We start from the raw sequence: 19,232 nt of genomic DNA, 5'->3' as shown, positions 1-19,232 counted from the left end.
CCATCCCCATCGTGCAAGTCATCTCCATCAGCCATGGGGCCTGGCTGACCGTCTGTTTCAGCATCGTAATTCCCACCAAATGAGCCACCTAAGTATACGTTGGTATAAGGAGTATGTCGTGCGCCATTGCTGCTTAACAATGTACCGTAGCTATCAGGCGCATCCCCAAAATCGAGCTTTTGAGCAGCTAAATGTGTACTGCAGCACAGTATAAATATGCTCATTACAAAGCTACAGCGACGAAACTGTGATCGGGGAAAAGAGAAGTAAAGATTTTCAATCATGAGTAAATAGCAATAAACAGAGAGATGTGAATAGAAATCCTTTCTTTTAATTATCAAAATACAATTATTGGTAACCTAGCATTTAATAATTAGACATTATTTATATTTAATCTATAGAATAAAATATCTACGAAAACAAAATAACCCACTAGTAAATTATCTAGGTGAATTTAGTATGCAAGACTTCTCTTTTGTGCTCACGTCACGAGGACGTAGTATCAAAATCCGGAAATTAACTAAGCGGTAGGGTATAAAATGAGCGGTTCGCTTGTTCGGTACTAAAGCGCGGCATCCAAATCATAACCGTGCGTGATTATTACGTAAATGAAAGAGTCTACGAATCTGGTGGAGCGTCTGGGGTATGCCAAAACGCAAAAACTTTTGATCATCCACGCTGATGATTTTGGTCTGGCGCAATCAGAGAATGCAGCTACGATAACCACTCTGGAAACGGGATCAGTTAACTCGGCCAGTATTATGGTCCCCTGTGCGTGGTTCCCGGAAAGCGCTGCTCATGCGAAAGCCCGACCGAATGCTGATATCGGTATTCATCTTACCCTGACAAGCGAATGGAAGCATTACCGCTGGCGACCTATTCTGGCAGCCCACGAGGTCCCCAGCCTGGTAGACGAACAGGGGTTTATGCATGATAGCGTAGCAAACCTAATCCGTTACGCTACGGTAGAGGATATTGAAAAAGAGCTTCGGGCTCAGATTGAGCGGGGGATTCAGTTTGGTATCACCCCATCCCATCTCGACTCGCATATGTTTAGCCTGGTGGCAAAGCCTCAATTTCTAACGGTTTATCTGATGTTAAGTCGGGAGTACAAATTGCCACTCCTGCTTAACCAGGATTTTATTCGACGCACGGTCGGGTATGACATACATCCTTACATCACCAGCCAGGACGTACTGGTGGATCACCTGTACTCGGCTGAACCGAACGACTATGAAGCGGGGATGCTGGCTTTTTATAAACAAACGTTACAAAATCTGTCACCTGGCCTAAGCGAGATCATTCTGCATCCGGCTTACAACAATTCGGAAATGCAGGCCATTACCACGGAACACCCCTACTGGGCGGCCGATTGGCGCCAGTATGATTTTGATTTTTTCACAAGCGCTGAATGCGCAGAAATTATTCAGAAAGAGCAGATTCAATTAATCACCTGGCGCGAAATTCGGGAGAAACTATTCTGACTTAATAGGTCGGCCCGCTGAGATACCATCGGGCCGACCTAATGGTTTTATTTGACAAATAAGAGCTCCCGGTATTTTACGAGTGGCCAGTCCTCATCATCCACAATCTCTTCCAGTTTATCGACTTCGTAACGTATCAAATCGAAGTGATCTTTCACTTCGGTAGCATAAAGTCGGGCCCGTTCGGCGGTATCCGCTACGTTGTTGGCTTTTTTTCGCGATTCAATCATGGCCTCAACTCCTTTTTTTATGACCAGAACCCGGGTTGAAATTTCGCGCAGTATATCTTTGATTGGTTCCGCTTCAGCAACCATCCCTAATTCAACCAGATTTCGGGCGGTTTCAGCTAATTTATTCTGGTATTTCAGGGCTGTTGATACGACGTGATTCATTGCCAGATCGCCCATAACGCGCGACTCAATCTGTACGTTCTTGATGTATTTTTCCAGTTCGATCTCGTAGCGAGATTCTACTTCGGCATGGTTCATAATTCCTGTTCGTTCAAACAGTGCCAACGATTCGGGCAGCACAAAAACACCCAGGGCTTCCGGCGACGATTTGATATTAGACAACCCCCGTTTAGCCGCTTCCTCAACCCATTCTTCCGAATAGCCATTTCCCTCAAACAGAATCCGTTTTGAGTTAGCGTAGTACTCTTTCAATATATCGACGATTGCCAGTTCTTTCTTCTCCCCTTTCGCCAGTCGTACGTCCAGATCTGTTTTGAACTTATTCAATTGATCAGCCACAATAGCGTTTATCACCGTCATGGTCGACGCCGAATTAGCGGCACTGCCCACCGCCCGAAACTCGAATTTGTTTCCCGTAAAGGCAAAAGGTGATGTACGGTTTCGGTCCGTGTTATCACGCATCAGGCTTGGAATTCGATTTAATCCGAGTTTATAATAAACGTTATCCCCTTTGTTGATTGTTATTTCCGATTTGGTTTCGAGGTCGTTAAGCGCCTGTGTCAGCGTTTCGCCCAGAAAGACGGATACAATGGCAGGAGGAGCTTCGTTGGCACCAAGCCGGTGTTCATTGCCGGCCGAAGCGATGCTGGCACGTAACAAATCGGCGTTGTCGTGAACGGCTTTAATTACATTGACCAGAAACGTAATGAATCGTAAGCTTTCTTTGGGTCGCGTACTGGGCGCCAGCAGGTTGACGCCCGTATTGGTACCCATCGACCAGTTGTTGTGCTTGCCGCTACCATTAACCCCGGCAAACGGTTTTTCGTGAAAAAGCACTTTCAGGTTGTGTTTTTCGGCTATTTTTTCCATCAAGTCCATCAGGAGCGCGTTATGATCAACGGCCAGGTTGACTTCTTCAAAGGTCGGAGCTACTTCAAACTGACCTGGAGCGACTTCGTTGTGCCGGGTTCGAACTGGCATACCTAACTTCATGGATTCAAACTCAAAATCAACCATAAAGGCGTTGACCCGGGGAGGAATTGAGCCAAAATAGTGATCTTCCAACTGCTGACCACGCGCGGGCTGATGGCCAAATACGGTACGTCCTGTCAGCACCAGATCGGGCCGGGCGTAAAAAAGAGCCCGATCGACCACAAAATACTCCTGCTCAGGTCCAAGCGTTGGTATCACTTTCGTAATGTTCCGATCAAAGTATTGGCAGACAGCTGTAGCGGCTTTGTCTAATGCATTTAATGCTTTGAGCAGTGGGGTTTTGTAATCTAACGCTTCACCTGTATACGAAATAAAAACGGATGGAATACAGAGAGTTTTGCCCCCCGCTCCATTGTCCATCAAAAACGCAGGCGACGAAGGGTCCCAGCCCGTATACCCACGCGCTTCGAACGTATTACGAAGGCCACCGTTTGGAAACGACGACGCGTCGGGCTCCTGCTGCACGAGGGCACTTCCCTTGAACTTTTCAATGGCTTTTCCATCGGCCCCAACATCAAAAAAAGCATCGTGTTTTTCGGCCGTTTCGCCCGTTAGCGGCTGAAACCAGTGCGTATAGTGTGTAGCACCTTTCGACGTTGCCCACGATTTCATGGCTCCGGCAACCTCATCAGCAATGTTACGGTCAATCTGACCATTCGTGCTGACAGCCTCTGTTACTTTCAGGTAAGCTTCCGTTGAGAGCAAAGTCCGCATAACCTCGTTGCTGAACGTATTACTTCCAAAGAAATCACCAACACGCTCGGTCGGAGCAGTTACTAATATAGCCTGACGGCTTTGTGCAATTTCAAGAGCTTTGAATCGAAAATTCGACATTGTCTGGCTTAGGAATGTAGTGTAATAAAAAGTCAAACATAGGAAAAAAGGCGTTAGATACGGTACCAGTCGCGGTGGAAACATCACTCATTACTCAATCACCCACCACCCGTAGCTTTCCGGCTCAATTTCTACCGGTATTTCCACTTCGTAATTCCGGTTCAGTCGATACGTAGTGGCTTTCCCTTCGCTCTGACGTATCGTAACGGTTTCGCTAAGGCCGGTATAATACAGCGGCAATTTGATGGTGCGGTTGATTTTTACGTTCAGCGGGTTAAAAATCTGTACCAGCCCTTTTTCTTTTAAGCCCGGATTTACGTGCATGATCCCATCCCAGTCACGACCGTCGGGTCGACGTAGGTGAACGATATCGGAGTTGAGAATAAGGCGGTATTTTTTGTACCAGTCGATAACCCGCTTGACGGTCTGTTTTGTGGCTTCGGTATCGTACAAACGCGGCCCCCGATAACAGGCCTGCACACCAGCACCGTAATATTGCATCATGAGTTGTTCGTAATCCTGAAGATGTTCGCTCAGCGGCTCCAGTACGGCTTCGGGTCCTCCACCCTGGTATTTGGTGAGTGGCACAAACCCCCAGCCCATTGCCGGTGTTTTCTCCCAGGTTCCGTCGAAAATATTCTGCCGGTTCAGAAGTTTCTGCTGCTCGCGCGACAGCGAAAAGTTGACCTCCCGGTACCCAAGCGCAATTTTATTCGTACCATCCATAAAGTACCAGTCCGGCGCGTTAATGTAAACGCCTATCTCGTTCAGGAAGCGGTAAAATCCTTTCTGCATTTCCATCTGTACCCATTGCGAATCCTCCAGTCCTTTATGCCCCGGATGTTTGGTCGATGCGCAGACATCGCCGGGATAAGGTCCATCGTGTTCGAGAAGATCGAAACCTGTTTCACCAATAAATTTCTTTAAACTATTCAGGTAATTAATCCCCCACCTGCTGGCCAGACAGGGAGCGTGTCCAAAGAAAGCGCCTTTATCAGGCAAACCCGTTTTGGGGTCGATTACATCGGTTTCGTCGTCAATCCGTCGGCTACTGAACAGCGAGTATCCCCCAAGCAGAATGCCTTTGCTATGCGCATAATCGGCCAGGTCTTTAAATTTCCGGATGTTTGCTTCGCCTGTATCTTCCATATTCAGGCCGCTGCCAAAACTCAGGATAACCATCTCATAACCCGTTTCGGCGCACTGATCGATTACGTTTTTCACGGTTGCCGGGTCGGTACTGACCAGGTGCATGAAAACAGGATTTTGTGTCGTCCAGGGCGTAACGGTCCGATAAAACCGCCGACGTGCGAGACCATTACGTTCGCGGTCGTACGAATCCAGCAGCAACTCATAGGTACGTATTGATGTGTATGTTTGCGCTGGTTCCAGATCTATACCAATCCCGATCGTTGGATAAACTTCTAACAGACAGGGCGTTTCGTAGTTGTAATTGACCTGCGACGTATAAAGCGAATCGGTTTTCCAGTGCGTCGCCTGATCTGACAGATCGTACCGCATAGCATTATTGAATGCGAAATTGTTTTCGATGTAAATCCGCTGCGGCTTTTTCATCTGATCGGGTTTCCCCACCACGGCAGATTCTTCTTCGGGCGTCGCCAATATCTCGTTGATGACCTGATTGATGTGGATGGATTTCTGGCTTTTATTCTCAACCGTCAGCCACTTGCAAAGGGCCGGAATGCCGTCGTAGAGGGCGTAGTGAACCGCTACGTTGACACCTTGCAGCTCCGGCAGTTTTGATTCAAAAAACAAGGTTAATTCCCGGCCTGTCGGCTGGCTCCGGTTCATTGTCCAGGTGCGAGGCTGCCAGTTCACATATGATTTCAGGGGTGTAACAGCGAACGTTTTAAACTGAAAATCAGCTGAATCGGCCGCAAACTTATCAAGCCACTCTTCGCGCAGATACGCGTGTTCTTTCTGGCCATGTAAACCACCAACCTGATACGTTCTCCCATTCAGCGTCAGTTTGGCTTCAGGCCGAACGGAGCGTACAAACTGTTCATTCGTAGAAAGATTCTGATAATCGACAGTTGCCAGATTCGGACTCACCCGGAATCGGCGTGCTACTAATCCATTCGAGAGTACCAGCTCTCTGCCTTTGTTGGCTTGAAACACGCCTGCTTTCTGCATAACGGCTTTAACCAACCAATCACCCTGGAACGTAGCGGGTTTATAACTGGGCAAAGATTGCATTTGACCGAAGCCGGTAGAGACTACCAACCAGCAGAAAGAGCAAAGGAGTCGGCGCATAAATTTGACAAAAAGTATTTACTCTCTGTAAAGAGTGCGGAACGCCTTAACTTACTGACTACTGATCATTACTTATCTTCCGTTCACTCAATACTAGTTGCGTATTAGTCAGACAGTTATTTATCTTTACAGCGCACACAAACAAAAATGCCGGTGCCTACCATTGCTTAAGAAACCCCAGCTCGGGTTTCCATACCTTCCCCAGAATTTCGACCGACAGCGGCTCGACTGATTTGTTACGCTTCAGTTGCCCATCTGGTCACATTCAGTCTGCTCTTTTAATGGCCGGAATGAGTCACTACGTGCTCACAGGCTTTCTATTTGACTAATCGCTAAAGCATCCTTGTCGCAACGTCGGTAACACCAACGATTTTGATTTCGTCCCGGTTTTATCCGCGTTACGGCGTTATTTTCTTTCCAACCAATGAACACAATTGTTAATAACGAGTGGTATAAAGATTTTTTCTCTGGTCTAAATTGCGAAATGTGGGAAAAAGCGGTTCCTGCAGAATGGACCGAACGGGAGGTAACTTTCCTATTGGACGTATTGAACTGCGCTCCCCGTTCGAGTATTCTGGACGCCCCCTGCGGGTATGGACGTCATGCTGTTGGGCTGGCAAAACGAGGTTTTCAGCTTACTGGAATCGATATTTCCGCTGAATATATCGCTAAACTAGCTCAACAGGTCAATAAGGAGCAATTGCCCATTCAGCTCATGCACGCTGACATCATAACAACTCAATTCGAGCATTTCTTTGACGGAGCGTACTGCATGGGCAATAGCTTTGGTTACGTAGATTATGAAGGTATGGTCGATTTTGTCCGGAACGTATCGTCGGCCTTAAAACCGGGCGCCCGCTTTGTTATTAATTCGGGTTTGCTCGCAGAAAGTGTTCTGGCTCATTTTCCTAAAACCGGCCACTACGAACTCAGTGATCTGACTGTCGATATTAATAATTCCTACGTAGTAACCGAGAGCTGCATGGTCACGGAGCTTACTTACACCATAAACGAACGTATTGACAAGCAGCGATTTAAGCACTACGTATATACGCTATCTGAAGTAAAACGATTGCTGGCCAGTTGTGGACTTCATGTCCTTGCCGTCTATAATTCAACCGACAAGCAGCCGTATCAACTGGGTGACCATCAGGCGTATATAGTAGCGGAAAAAGTCTAGTTCGCTTTGCACCAATTCGATCCGTTTGCCAAACTAATTAGACTGTTTAGAGTTAGAACGCTAAGGTATGTTATTGGAAACTACTCGCTAACGAGTTAAAAATAAGGGAAGTATGCAGGGAGAAAACGTAAAATATATTGCCAGACTCGCGCTGGGAAGTATGTTGATTTTTGCGGGAATCAGCCATCTGACATTTGCCAGAAAAGAATTCAGGGCACAGGTTCCAGACCCGATTCCCTTACCGAAAGACGATACGGTTGTGTATTCAGGAATAGCCGAAATCACGTTGGGCAGTAGCCTCGTGTTCACCGACGAAGAACATCAAAAAACCGTAGGAAAAGTAGCCGCTGCTTTTTTTACAGCGGTTTTTCCCGGCAATATTTCTCAGTACGTCAACAAGCGGGATGCTTTCGGCCTGGATACGGACCGGAAGCGGTTTATCCGCTTGTTTTTCCAACCCGTTCTTATCTATTGGGCGCTGAAAAGTACCGATAACATTTAGAGCATTGCCATATGGTAGGGACGTAACGTATTACGTCTCTACCATATGCTATTTAGCTTCTTTCTTCACGATTCGGTCGGCCAGTTCAAGATTCAAAGACTTGATGTTGGCTAACACCAGTTCGGCAATTTTACGGGCGCCGATTTCGCTGAAATGCGTATTATCTTCCTTACCATCGGGGTAATTAGGATGCTCGCCAGGGGCCAGTTGGAGAAACAGAAGTTTTGAAGTCTCAGGACCAAATTGCTGCAGAAGCTCCTGACTTTGGGTGTCTAAATCAATCATCGGGGTTTTGTATTCACGGGCAACAGTGCGCACGAGTTCAGAATAGGCAGTATGCGTTCCCTGGATTTTTCCGGCCGGGTCGAACGAACGTCGGGCTACGGGCGTAATGAGTACCGGGTTTGCTTTCTTCGTCCGACTTTCCGTAATAAACCGGATAAGGTTTGCCCGGAAATCGGCTTCAGTCGTATAGCTTTTTTTCGTTGGCACTTCGTCGTTATGCCCGAACTGAATCAAGACGTAGTCTCCTTCGCGCAGGTTGTCGGAGATAGGTTGCCAGCGGTTTTCTTCAATGAAGGTTCGGGTGCTACGTCCGTTCATCGCCCGGTTATCGACCGTTACGCTTTCGTCGAAAAAATAAACGAACGGCATGCCCCAGCCAGCTTCGGGATACGCTTTTTTCTCCTTGATCGACATCGTTGAATCACCGATCAGGTAAACGGTAATTTTATTGGGCGGGGACGTAAATGCCAGCAACGATGTCAGACTGAGACAGGTAGCGGTTTTGAGAAAACGATGGCGATTCATTTTTGTATTTTGTTACGTTCACAGTACTGTCTGATTCTACTTACCCCACTTTTTTAGCCAGTTCGGATAATCGATTGTCAATAACCTGGCGGGCCAGGTGCCGTAGTACGCATAGCCAACACGCCGTTCGTTTTCGATGTCGGCGAGTTTATCTTTCTTCACACTGTCACGACCGCAAAAGAAGGGTCGATTTGTATCGAGGTCGTAGAACCGCGCCCACAGTGTAGATGTCGGGTCCGATACCACGACTCGGTCTCGCCCTTTCGGCTGACTCGGATCGGTAAATGTTTTAACGGCAATACCGGATATTTTGACGGATTCGAGCCAGGCTACTGCGGCCTGAATCGCCTGTTTTACTGCTGGCGAAGGGTTATCCAGATGCATTAAAAACTGAATAATTCCGACCGACTCATTTCCACTCAGTGAAGGCAACTCGAACGCGCGGGCTTTTACGGGCTGGAGCGTGTGACGGTCGTGCTGAGCGCACCAGGCAGTCAATTTTCCCTGCTGTCGATACTGGGTTTTCAGTATGCACTGCACGCCACGATTGACGGCTTCCCGTGCGCGTTCTCTTAATACGTTGTCCACTACGTTAAATCCATCGGTTCCATGAGCGGCACGATCCATCACCCAGAGCACATCGACCATTGCCTGATCATTGTAGGTGATCTGCCCATGATAGCTACTCGAATCGGGGAAAAACTGCGGCCAGCCCCCAGCCGTATTCTGAGCAGAAAGCAGGTACGCTATCCCCCGTTCGGCCGCTTTACGGTAGTTCTCATTTTTCGTTTGGTTGAACGACGCAATCAGGTGATTGATTTCGTGGGTTGTTGATCGGTCGTCGATGGTCGCGTCGAATTTTGATTTTTCAGCGATGAGGGTTTGCTGTTGCGCTGGCGTTATGTCCCGCTTATAGTTTATCGGATCGCCACCGGGCTGGGGCCAGCCACCGTTGCTACGTTGGTACAACAGCATCCGTTCCGACACCGAATCGACAGGAACCTGCGCCGTTGCACTGATGATGAATCCTATAAAAGGTAGAATGGACACTAACGAGATACGGACAAGCATCCGCACAGTAACGATTGCTTCTTCCCTACTACGTATCATCTGCCAATTATTCAGCATTTTACCGTATTTAACAAGGTTTATTTAGCGGCCGACAGCATCAACTGTTTCTCCACAGCTCCTTTGTTGAACGAAGCTTTTGTAGTAGCCTTTGTTGTATCAGTATTAGTCACCTTAATGCCCTGGCTACGTTCTCCATTGATATCGAAAAGAAGCTCGGCTTTGGGATTATACTGGATGGAATTGAACGTAAGATTGCTACTGTTGTCTACAAAAATGACGGGCTTTGTGCTCTTGGTGATCAACTGGATATTGTCCAGATGAATCCCGCTTGCATCCGTCAGTTCAACTCCTTTATCGGTTTGAAGGACCATATTCGCCAACGTAATGTTTTTGATGGGCATTTCCGATAAGCCGCGAATGAATACACCCTTTTCGGCACCGTTGCAGACGATGTTTTCAAATTTCATGTCCCGGAATACGGGGGTACCTTCGTTCACTACCGGGCGTTCATCGCGCTCGCCGTCCGTTGCGAATTTCACGAAGTAATACATGTCGAAGAAAATGGCTTCTCCGGCAATGTCTTTCATATAAATATCTTTCGCGTAAATATGCTCGACTACTCCGCCCCGGCCACGTACTGACTTGAAACGCAGCCCTTTATCCGTTCCCATAAATGTGCAATTATAGACGAACAGGTTACGGGCTCCTCCGCTCATTTCACTACCGATTACAAAACCACCGTGTCCATTATAGACCGTATTGTTACGGATTACCCCGTTTTCGGTCGGCATACCGCGTTTACGGCCTTCTTCGTCTTTGCCTGATTTAATGCAGATTGCGTCATCGCCAACGTCGAGCGTGCACCCTTCAATCAGAAAGTTTTTGCAGGATTCGATGTCCATGCCATCGCCGTTATGCGCATACTCTGGGTTTTTGGTCGTTACGTTCCGAATGGTGAGATCCTGGCACATGAGCGGATGCAAACACCAGGCGGGCGAATTCTGAAACGTAACGCCTTCCAGCAGGACTTTTTTGCAGTTAGTCAGCACCACCAGATTTGGCCGCAGGTAATCTTTAATATCGGCAAAATCCTGTGGTGATTTTCCCGCTACCAGCAGCATACTTTTGCCCTCTACACTCGCCCGCTTAAACTGCTCACTTGGGTACCAGACTTTGCCATCGTCCTTCAAAACGCCCCCCGACTCTATCTTTTCTTTCCACTGGCTCTCAGTAAGTTGCCCTTTGTTCACAGCCCGCCATACGTCGCCATTGCCGTCTACAATACCCTGGCCCGTAACGGCTACGTTCTCTAGATTTATTCCCGAAATAGGCGACTGATTACGCGCGGCCCGCTTGCCTTCGTAAACGCCTTCCACCAACGCATACTGGCTTTTATCGGTCGTAAAGAGCAACGTAGCGGCTTTTTTGAGATGCAGATTGACGTTACTTTTCAATTCAACGGGCCCTGTTATCCACAGTCCGCTCGGTACCAGGACAACGCCCCCTCCTTTCTGACTACAGGCGACTATGGCTGCGTTGATGGCTTTGGTGTTCAGCGTAACACCGTCGGCTTTAGCTCCGTATTTCAGGATGTTGACGGTATCTTTCCGAAAGGTTGGCTGAGCAATTTTTGGCAGGTTGGTCCAGCTATAAATCGGTGGCGTCTGGGCCTGTACTGATGAATTGATTAATACAAAAGCGGCTGCGCTCAGCAGGGTCAGGTTTTTCGTCATGTCGGTTCATGAAAGCAGCCGGGCTGCTCAATTTTGTATTGAATTTTGACGAACAAATTGACTTAAACAACGAGAAAAGAGCTTCTTTTTACGCAATCGTTCCCGGTAACGTTGCCAGAGGTAGTAAAATCAGAAGTAACTTGATGCTTAAAAAATATACCGACGCTGCATTTTCCATGCTCTTCTGCATAAGATCGAAAAACCTTCGATCGTAGAATAATCCAATTCTCCACAACCTTAACGTGCTACGTTTGTATGCCCCGCTTGCTGCTGTTCAATTACAAAAAGCCAGAATCTTCTTGAAAATGGCCAAACTGCAATCGTTCCCGGGAACGATTGCGCAGAAATAGTCAAATAATACCTTGAGAAAATGCTTATTCAGGTATAGCCTTGTTAAATAATCATTAAAAACCGAGCGACTTGTCAACTTATTCTTTCTCGAAAAATTAGCAATCTCAGGCTCTATGAAACACGTCTTATTTACTTTTTTTATGCTCCTGGTAATGGTCGCGGCACAGGCACAGGGAACGCGGCAGATTACAGGGAGAGTCACCGACGAACAGGGGGGTGCTTTGCCCGGCGTAAGCATCGTCCGGAAGGGGTCTCAACAGGGTACGACAACGGATGCCGATGGAAAATACAACCTCTCCGTTACCGGACAGGACGCTACGTTGATTTTTTCGTACATCGGCTACCTTACTCAGGAACTCCCCCTGGGCAATAACTCGATGCTGGACATTGTCCTGAAAACCGATACGAAATCCCTGAATGAAGTGGTGGTGGTCGGCTATGGTACACAGCGCAAAGCCGAGGTCGCTACGGCTGTTGGAAGTATTGAAGGACGTACCATTGCCGAACGGGGTACGGTGAGCCCATTACAGGGCGTACAGGGTCAAATTGCCGGGGTCGATATTTCGGCAGGATCGGGCCGGGCCGGAAGCAATTATTCCGTTCAGATTCGTGGGCAGAACTCGCTCGCAGGTGGGCAACCGCTCTACGTTGTCGATGGGGTGATCGTACCGGATATCAACTTCCTGAATCCACAGGATATTGCCAAAATGGACGTATTGAAAGATGCGGCATCGACAGCGATTTATGGATCGCGCGGATCGAACGGGGTAATTCTGGTGACGACGAAAGGTGGTGGCTCGGTGAAAGGCCATTCGACCATTTCGTATGATGGCTACGTGGGTATCCGCGAAGTGGCGCGTATGCCGCGTTTTATGACTGGCCCGGAGTGGTGGGAATATCGCCAGAATACTTTCATTTCGCCGGAGCTGATTGCCGGACGTACTAACTATACCAATACAATTGGCTCACTCGATAATCCGCTCATTCAGCAGCGCGTAGCGAACAATGATTATACCGACTGGCGGAGCCTGGTGCTACGTACTGGTACGCAGGCTAACCACTGGCTGACCTTCTCCGGCGCCAGCGACAAAAACACCATTCAGTATCTGATTGGTGCCGGCTATCAGAAAGAGAAAGGGAACCTGCTGAACGAAGACCTCGACCGATACAATTTCAAAGCTAGTCTGGACGGTAAAATCAACGATACGTGGTCGGCGGGTATGAGCGTAAACTTCTCCCTGACCCAAACCGAGCGCGGTAGCGACGACGCTGTTCGGAATGCCTTTAACATGGCACCGATTTTTAAGCCTTACGACGACAATGGCAATTTGATTTTCCGGCCCGGCCAGATTCCGGTTCCGGGTAGTTCGGTCATCTCAAGCGTAACCAGTACGGTAAACCCGCTACTCGAAATCCCGAATACAGAGAACAACACCCGCCGGGTATTTGGCGTCGGAAATCTTTACCTGAAGTTTGCGCCGGTAAGCTGGTTTGAGCTGAAATCGACGTTCTCGCCCAGTATGAATTTTGAGCGTAATGGCCGCTACTGGGGTTCGTTGACGGGCGTCGGCGAAGGTTTATTGCCGGATGCACAACGGAGCAATCAGCAGTCGCTTTCCTATATTTTCGACAATATTGCCACGATTCGGAAAAACATCGGCGACCACAACTTTACCGTAACGGGTCTGTACAGTATGCAGAAAGATCGCTTCGAAAGCGACGGTCTGCGGGTGAACGACCTGCCGTTCAATTCGTCATTTTATAATCTGGGTTCGTCCACCAATCGCCAGTTAGCGATCAGCGCCTTCAGCCAGTTCTCAATCATTTCGTACATGGCTCGTCTGAACTACGCGTACAAAGGCAAGTACTACGCTACGTTGGCAACCCGCTGGGACGGTTCTTCGAAACTAGCCGATGGCCATAAATGGTCGACCTTCCCATCGGCGGCTGTTGCCTGGCAACTTTCCGACGAAAATTTTCTCAAATCGGCGAGTTACCTTACCGAACTGAAGCTCCGTTTCAGCGCCGGGATTGCGGGCAACAATAACAACATCTTCCCGTACGAAAGTCAGATGACCCTGAGCGATCCGGCTTTTTATGACTACGGCGGAACGGTATCGCTTGGGTACGCTCCCAGCCGCCTGCCAAACCCATCACTCACCTGGGAACGTACCCGCGAGTTTGACCTGGGACTGGATTATGCATTCCTGAACGGTCGGATTTCCGGTACGATCGATTTGTACGATAAACTGTCGAAAGGTGTTTTGATGAACCGCGACATTCCGATCGAAACCGGCTGGACAGCCATCAAGGATAACGTAGGTTCGGTACGTAACAAAGGGATTGAATTCTCCCTGCGGACTGTGAACGTAACGGGCAAAAACTTCTTGTGGAATACCTCCTTTACGTTCTCCCGTAACAAAAATTCCATCGTCGATCTGCTCGATAAAAAAGAAGATCTGGTGGGTAACTGGTGGTTCATCGGGCGGCCGATAAACGTTAACTACACCTACGTATTTGATGGTATCTGGCAGGAAAGCGAGCGCGAACAGGCGCTCAAATATGGTCAGTCGCCGGGCCAGGCAAAGGTGAAAGACCTCAACAACGACGGTAAAATCAGTAGTTCCAACGACCGCGCCATCATCGGCCAGAAAGATCCGAAATGGACGGGCGGTTTCTCAACCCAGGTGACGTTCAAAAACTTTGATCTGTCGGCGTCGATGTTTGCCCGCCAGGGCGCCCAGGTGTTCAGCGCGTTCCACAGCCAGTTTCTGAACTACTCCGACCGCGGTACGGACAAACTCTACACGGATTACTACATGTCGGCCAATAAGGTTACGCCAACACGCCAATCCAATACGTATCCACAGCCCAACAACATAGGTCCATACTGGACGGGTGTCAATGGCGTCGGCTTCTACAAGGACGTATCGTTCGTAAAAGTGCAGAACATCGTGCTGGGTTATACGCTCCCCTCGACCCTGCTCCAGCGAGTCGGTATCCGGAGCCTGCGCGTATACGCTAACGTACTGAATCCGTTTGTCTGGACGAAATATGACGGTTTCGACCCCGAATACGCCAGCGGTATCGATCCAACGACCAGCTCGTCAGTTTCGAACACAACTACGGGTTCGGTCAATAACACCGGTCCCAGCACCATTACGTATCAGTTTGGCCTGAACCTCAAATTCTAATCGAGACACAATCTATGAAGACTATAAAAATTGCCGGTCTGTTACTCGGTCTGCTGCTTTCGGCAGGTGGCTGCAATGACTTTCTGGAAGAGCAGAATAAATCGAATGTCGTAGCCGATCAATACTATGCGACCAACGAAGGTTACGAAAAATTAATCAATGCTTCCTATTCGTCGCTACGTACTGTCTATGCGCAGCCCTGGGTGTTCTGCGCCGGTACCGACATGTACGTAACGGGGCGCTCTACGCAGCCTGAGGGGCTGAGCGAATACCGGAACCTGATACCTGATGACCCGGAAGTGCTAACGTTTTACACGAACGTGTACAAGTCCATCCAGCTTATCAATACGGCTCTGTATTTCAACGATAAAACGACCAACGTATCAACTTTGGGGGCACGCAAGGGTGAAATGAAGTTCCTGCGGGCTTACGATTATTTTCTGCTGGTACAAACCTTTGGCGGAGTCAGTATAGTAACGGATCGCTTCACCGCTCCGGTCGAATCGTTCAAGCGGAATACGGCGCAGGAGGTTTACGATTTTGTTATCAAGGAAATGACCGAAGCGCTGGAGCTGGTACCGGAAACAACGCCCAACTTTGGTCGCGTCACGAAACGGGCCGTTCGGCACATGCTTGCCAAAATTTACCTGACTCGCGGTTACGAAACGTTCGCCGGTGCCGACGATTTCAAAACGGCTGCTACGTATGCCGATGCGGCCATTGCCTCGCAAACGCTTACTACGTCCTTCGAAACACTGTTTTATCCGGGCAACGAGAAAAATTCGGAAATTCTATTTTCGATTCAATGGGATGCTACGTCGTTACCAACAGCTACCACGGGCGGCAACACGCAGGCGGCTTATTTTGGCCCCTACATGGGCGGTCAGGGTGCCGTAGAGGGCTATCCATACCGTACGTATACGCTTACCCCAACAATGTACGTATTTGATCTGTTTACGCAGAACGACGCCCGTTTCGACGCTACGTTCATGATTACGTATTACCAGCGCTATTACGACTACTATACCCGCGCTAACGAACGTAACACACTGACGGTGAAGTACTACTACGCTCCCAAATGGGCCAGTAGTGCCGCCGACATTGCCGCCTGGCGGGCTGCCGATCCCACTCGCCGGAACAACACCATCGTGTACCCAAATGTGGGCACCGCCTGGGAAGCCAGCCAGACCGTTACCCTGGACAATTTCACCCCTACGGTCAAAAAGTTTGACGATCCATCGGCACAGTTTGGTCCAACGACCAGCACCCGCGATTTCTTCGTTGCCCGATTAGGCGAAACCTATCTGATTGCGGCTGAAGCGTATTTTAAAGCTGGCAACACGGCTACAGCGGCCGAACGAATCAACGAGGTTCGGCGCAGAGCAGCTAAACCAGGCGCCGAAGCGGCCATGAAGATTACCCCATCGGACGTAACCATTGATTACATTCTGGACGAACGGGCCCGCGAGTTGGTTGGTGAATACCATCGCTGGTTCGATCTGAAACGCACGGGTACGCTGATTGCCCGCGCCCGTAAGTACAACAAAGACGTGAACAAATGGTACAACAACGGCGTCGATCCGTTCCAGGGCGTTGGTGGACAAAACAAGATTTTGAGACCCATCCCAACCCGCGCGCTTGATTTGAATCAGGGTGAGTTTGCGCAAAATCCTGGGTATTAATTTTCAAAATAGATTAAAACGGTTCAATTCCCTCAAGTGTCCTGGCCTGTTCTCAGACTGCGACTTCTTTAGGGTATTGAACCGTTTTTCACTTTGGTAATTTTGTGTTTTTTTATGACATAAGTCATACTGCTCATATTTACGGTGAATACTATTTGTAATAAATCTAAATAAAAGTAGTTTTGTGGCGGTCTTTTGAGTGCGACCAAAAAATTGCCATCGATGAAATTCACCTATACACTATTATTTGCATTAATCACCTACGGTACCTTTGCCCAGAACGGGATCATCAAGGGCCGGGTAACTACCGAGAACGGCGACCCTGCCGAGCTGATTAATATTATGTTAAAAGGCACCGGCAAAGGCACGATATCGTCGGCTTCCGGTGAGTTTTCTCTGACCGACTTGACGGCCGGTAAATACCAGCTGATCGCATCGGGCGTTGGCTACTCAACAATCGAACGGCGCGTTACCCTGGCGGCTGATGAGACAATAACGCTTAACCTGACTGTTCAGGAAAATGCACAGCAACTGCAAACCGTAGAAATTACTGGCCGTCGGGAAACGACCTATAAAAACGACGTATCATTCATTGCCAGCAAAACGGCTACCCCACTTAAAGAGATACCGCAGGCCATCAGCTACGTAACGAAAGAAGTGCTACGTGATCAGGGCGCGTTTACGATGGGCGACGCCGTAAAGAACATGAGCGGAGTGAACCAGTTCACGTTTTACGACGACCTGACTATTCGCGGTTTCCGCATGAACGGCGGCAGTACGACGCAGTTGTTCAACGGATTACGTACGTTTTCGGGTTTCTGGAAACAGCCGCCCGTCAATTATCTGGAACGGGTAGAAGTCATTAAAGGAGCGGCTTCGGCGCTGTACGGTAATACGTCGCCGGGTGGTACGCTGAACCGGGTCACGAAAAAACCGCTGACAACCACGCAGAAATCGCTGATGTTCACGACGGGCAGTTTCAACACCATGCGCGTGCTGGCCGACTTTACGGGCCCAATGAACGAGAGTAAAACCCTGCTCTACCGCCTGAACCTGGGTTACGTAAACGCGCATGGTTTCCGGAATTTACAGTTCGACAAAAACATCATCATTGCTCCGTCGGTCTCGTTCCTGCCTACCGATAAAACCCGCATCAACTTCGACCTGGTTTACAACAAATCGAACAGTCGGCTCGACCGGGGTCAGTCGGTAGTTGGTAATGATCTGTATTCCAGCTCAATTGCTACGTCGCTGAATGCTATCAACGATTACCTGAATGAAGAAACGTACCTGATCACTACGTCGCTCAATCATCAGTTCAGCCAGAATACGTCGTTCAACATGGCTTACTTACGAACCGGCTACACGGAGGATTTGCTCGAACATCGGAGCAGCAACGTCAACGGTATCGACTCGTCCGGAGCAGCTATTCCCAATCTGGTAGCCCGTCAGGTTTTTGTTCGGCAAACCAAATCGTTTATGGACAATGTCTCGCTGTTCCTGAATCAGAATTTCCGCACGGGCCGGGCGGAGCATAAGCTGGTCGTTGGCTACGATTATATTCAGTCGACAACGCCGAAAGGATCGGGGCAACAAACGGCCAACGGCTATCTGCTGAAAGCGGGCGGGGCCGCTGCCTACAATGCGAAACGCCCTGATTTATACCAGTTTTACAACTATACATTTAATGGCGTTACGCGGAGCATTCCCAAACCGAACGTAGCACACTACGATCTGACGCAGCAAAATAACCAGTTGGAAGACCCCTCCAAATATACCTACAACGTAACGGCTAATGCCGCTACTACGCCCATCTTTTACTCACTGCATGGTTTGTACCTGCAGGAACAACTGAAACTGGATCGGCTGCAAATTCTGCTCGGTTTACGGTATGATACGTATATCGACAAGAAAGGTTACACGACCACAAACGAAAGTAACGTAACGCAGCACGCCCTCCTGCCCCGCATTGGCGCGGTATATAGCGTAACGAAAAACATTAACCTGTACGGTACGTATACAAAAGGATATAACCCACAGGATGCTACGGTCCAGAGCGATCCCACAACGGGCGGCCCGTTTGATCCAATCCAAAGCTCACTGACCGAATTTGGCGTAAAAACTGAATGGCTGGACGGACGGCTGACGGCCAATGCGTCGATCTATGACATTACACAAAGCAATACGCTTTACTCAGCCAATGCGGCCAACAACCCAAATCTGTTGATGCAAATCGGTCAGGAGCGGGCCAAAGGAATTGAACTGGACGTAACGGGCAATATTCTGCCAAACTGGAATCTGATCGTTACGTATAGTTACAACGACGCCAAAATTACCGACGCCGGAACGCGCGCAGCCGATCAGGTGCTGGTGAATATGCAGAAGCCCAATGCGCCAAAAAATCAGGGAAGTTTATGGACGAAGTATACGTTTACTACCCAGAGTCTGAAGGGACTAGGCCTGGGCTTTGGTGGAAACTTTGTGGATCAGCGTAACTTATCACTGAACAACACGCAGACGATTCCGGCGTATACGCTGCTCAACGCTGCAATGTATTATCGGATCGACAAGTTTCAGTTTCAGGTCAACCTGAATAATCTGGCCAACAAAACCTACTGGGTGGGCGGCTACGATTACCTGCGGCTGTTCCCAGGAGCTCCGCGCAACTTTATGGCAACCGTTTCCTATACATTTTAGGTCTCTCGACAGGACTG

General features: G+C 48.8%; 12 protein-coding genes. 6 read left to right on the top strand and 6 right to left on the bottom strand.

All coding sequences use genetic code 11. From position 1 onward, the window contains the following. A partial coding sequence (locus ACOJS8_RS05685; RefSeq protein ID WP_420147566.1) for a hypothetical protein occupies nucleotides 1-224 on the bottom strand: 224 nt, incomplete at its 3' end. Between the two features lie 384 nt (nucleotides 225-608). Between ACOJS8_RS05685 and ACOJS8_RS05680 the strand changes: the two genes are divergently transcribed. After that, entirely contained in the window at nucleotides 609-1,484 is an 876-nt protein-coding gene (locus ACOJS8_RS05680; RefSeq protein ID WP_420147565.1) for a polysaccharide deacetylase family protein, read from the top strand. A 47-nt stretch (nucleotides 1,485-1,531) separates the two neighbouring features. On the opposite strand, the gene ACOJS8_RS05675 is transcribed toward ACOJS8_RS05680, so the two are convergent. After that, complete coding sequence (locus ACOJS8_RS05675; RefSeq protein ID WP_420147564.1) at nucleotides 1,532-3,721, bottom strand: glutamine synthetase III; 2,190 nt, start codon at nucleotides 3,719-3,721, stop codon at nucleotides 1,532-1,534. Between the two features lie 90 nt (nucleotides 3,722-3,811). Continuing rightward, nucleotides 3,812-5,938: an alpha-galactosidase gene (locus tag ACOJS8_RS05670; protein ID WP_420147563.1), complete on the bottom strand. Its 2,127-nt coding sequence runs from the start codon at nucleotides 5,936-5,938 to the stop codon at nucleotides 3,812-3,814. Nucleotides 5,939-6,419: 481 nt separating this feature from the next. Here ACOJS8_RS05670 and ACOJS8_RS05665 point away from each other — a divergent pair, with 481 nt between their 5' ends. Further along, a complete protein-coding gene (locus ACOJS8_RS05665) occupies nucleotides 6,420-7,175 on the top strand; it encodes a class I SAM-dependent methyltransferase (protein ID WP_420147562.1) in 756 nt (251 codons plus the stop codon). A gap of 112 nt (nucleotides 7,176-7,287) precedes the next feature. After that, complete coding sequence (locus ACOJS8_RS05660; protein ID WP_420147561.1) at nucleotides 7,288-7,677, top strand: hypothetical protein; 390 nt, start codon at nucleotides 7,288-7,290, stop codon at nucleotides 7,675-7,677. Between the two features lie 48 nt (nucleotides 7,678-7,725). On the opposite strand, the gene ACOJS8_RS05655 is transcribed toward ACOJS8_RS05660, so the two are convergent. From ACOJS8_RS05655 to ACOJS8_RS05645, 3 genes are read right to left on the bottom strand one after another with little or no spacing between them, the layout of a single operon-like run. Then, nucleotides 7,726-8,487, bottom strand: a complete 762-nt coding sequence (locus ACOJS8_RS05655; protein ID WP_420147560.1) for a rhamnogalacturonan acetylesterase — start codon at nucleotides 8,485-8,487, stop codon at nucleotides 7,726-7,728. Between the two features lie 36 nt (nucleotides 8,488-8,523). Then, nucleotides 8,524-9,615 (bottom strand): pectate lyase, encoded by a 1,092-nt coding sequence (gene pelA, locus ACOJS8_RS05650; RefSeq protein ID WP_420147559.1) that lies wholly within the window; start codon nucleotides 9,613-9,615, stop codon nucleotides 8,524-8,526. Between the two features lie 20 nt (nucleotides 9,616-9,635). Continuing rightward, on the bottom strand, nucleotides 9,636-11,291 hold the full coding sequence (locus ACOJS8_RS05645; RefSeq protein ID WP_420147558.1) for a glycoside hydrolase family 28 protein: 1,656 nt from the start codon (nucleotides 11,289-11,291) through the stop codon (nucleotides 9,636-9,638). Nucleotides 11,292-11,755: 464 nt separating this feature from the next. Here ACOJS8_RS05645 and ACOJS8_RS05640 point away from each other — a divergent pair, with 464 nt between their 5' ends. From ACOJS8_RS05640 to ACOJS8_RS05630, 3 genes are all read left to right on the top strand, one after another. Then, the gene (locus tag ACOJS8_RS05640) at nucleotides 11,756-14,836 is read left to right on the top strand and encodes a SusC/RagA family TonB-linked outer membrane protein (protein WP_420147557.1); all 3,081 of its coding nucleotides are present in this window, start codon (nucleotides 11,756-11,758) and stop codon (nucleotides 14,834-14,836) included. Nucleotides 14,837-14,850: 14 nt separating this feature from the next. Beyond that, nucleotides 14,851-16,518 (top strand): RagB/SusD family nutrient uptake outer membrane protein, encoded by a 1,668-nt coding sequence (locus tag ACOJS8_RS05635; RefSeq protein ID WP_420147556.1) that lies wholly within the window; start codon nucleotides 14,851-14,853, stop codon nucleotides 16,516-16,518. Between the two features lie 222 nt (nucleotides 16,519-16,740). Then, complete coding sequence (locus ACOJS8_RS05630) at nucleotides 16,741-19,215, top strand: TonB-dependent siderophore receptor (RefSeq protein WP_420147555.1); 2,475 nt, start codon at nucleotides 16,741-16,743, stop codon at nucleotides 19,213-19,215. Nucleotides 19,216-19,232 lie beyond the last annotated feature (17 nt).

Origin of the sequence: Spirosoma sp. (assembly GCF_048594605.1) — a bacterium.
In the GTDB taxonomy this organism is placed as follows: Bacteria; Bacteroidota; Bacteroidia; order Cytophagales; family Spirosomataceae; genus Spirosoma.
This window is presented reverse-complemented; position numbering and strand designations above follow the sequence as displayed.

What these genes read in the sequence shown, in the direction of transcription:
- ACOJS8_RS05645 (WP_420147558.1), bottom strand. Translation starts at nt 11,291, where the DNA reads ATGACGAAAAACCTGACCCTGCTGAGCGCAGCCGCTTTTGTATTAATC.
- ACOJS8_RS05655 (WP_420147560.1), bottom strand. Translation starts at nt 8,487, where the DNA reads ATGAATCGCCATCGTTTTCTCAAAACCGCTACCTGTCTCAGTCTGACA.
- ACOJS8_RS05680 (WP_420147565.1), top strand. Translation starts at nt 609, where the DNA reads ATGAAAGAGTCTACGAATCTGGTGGAGCGTCTGGGGTATGCCAAAACG.
- pelA (WP_420147559.1), bottom strand. Translation starts at nt 9,615, where the DNA reads ATGCTGAATAATTGGCAGATGATACGTAGTAGGGAAGAAGCAATCGTT.
- ACOJS8_RS05640 (WP_420147557.1), top strand. Translation starts at nt 11,756, where the DNA reads ATGAAACACGTCTTATTTACTTTTTTTATGCTCCTGGTAATGGTCGCG.
- ACOJS8_RS05635 (WP_420147556.1), top strand. Translation starts at nt 14,851, where the DNA reads ATGAAGACTATAAAAATTGCCGGTCTGTTACTCGGTCTGCTGCTTTCG.
- ACOJS8_RS05630 (WP_420147555.1), top strand. Translation starts at nt 16,741, where the DNA reads ATGAAATTCACCTATACACTATTATTTGCATTAATCACCTACGGTACC.
- ACOJS8_RS05660 (WP_420147561.1), top strand. Translation starts at nt 7,288, where the DNA reads ATGCAGGGAGAAAACGTAAAATATATTGCCAGACTCGCGCTGGGAAGT.
- ACOJS8_RS05675 (WP_420147564.1), bottom strand. Translation starts at nt 3,721, where the DNA reads ATGTCGAATTTTCGATTCAAAGCTCTTGAAATTGCACAAAGCCGTCAG.
- ACOJS8_RS05670 (WP_420147563.1), bottom strand. Translation starts at nt 5,938, where the DNA reads ATGCAATCTTTGCCCAGTTATAAACCCGCTACGTTCCAGGGTGATTGG.
- ACOJS8_RS05665 (WP_420147562.1), top strand. Translation starts at nt 6,420, where the DNA reads ATGAACACAATTGTTAATAACGAGTGGTATAAAGATTTTTTCTCTGGT.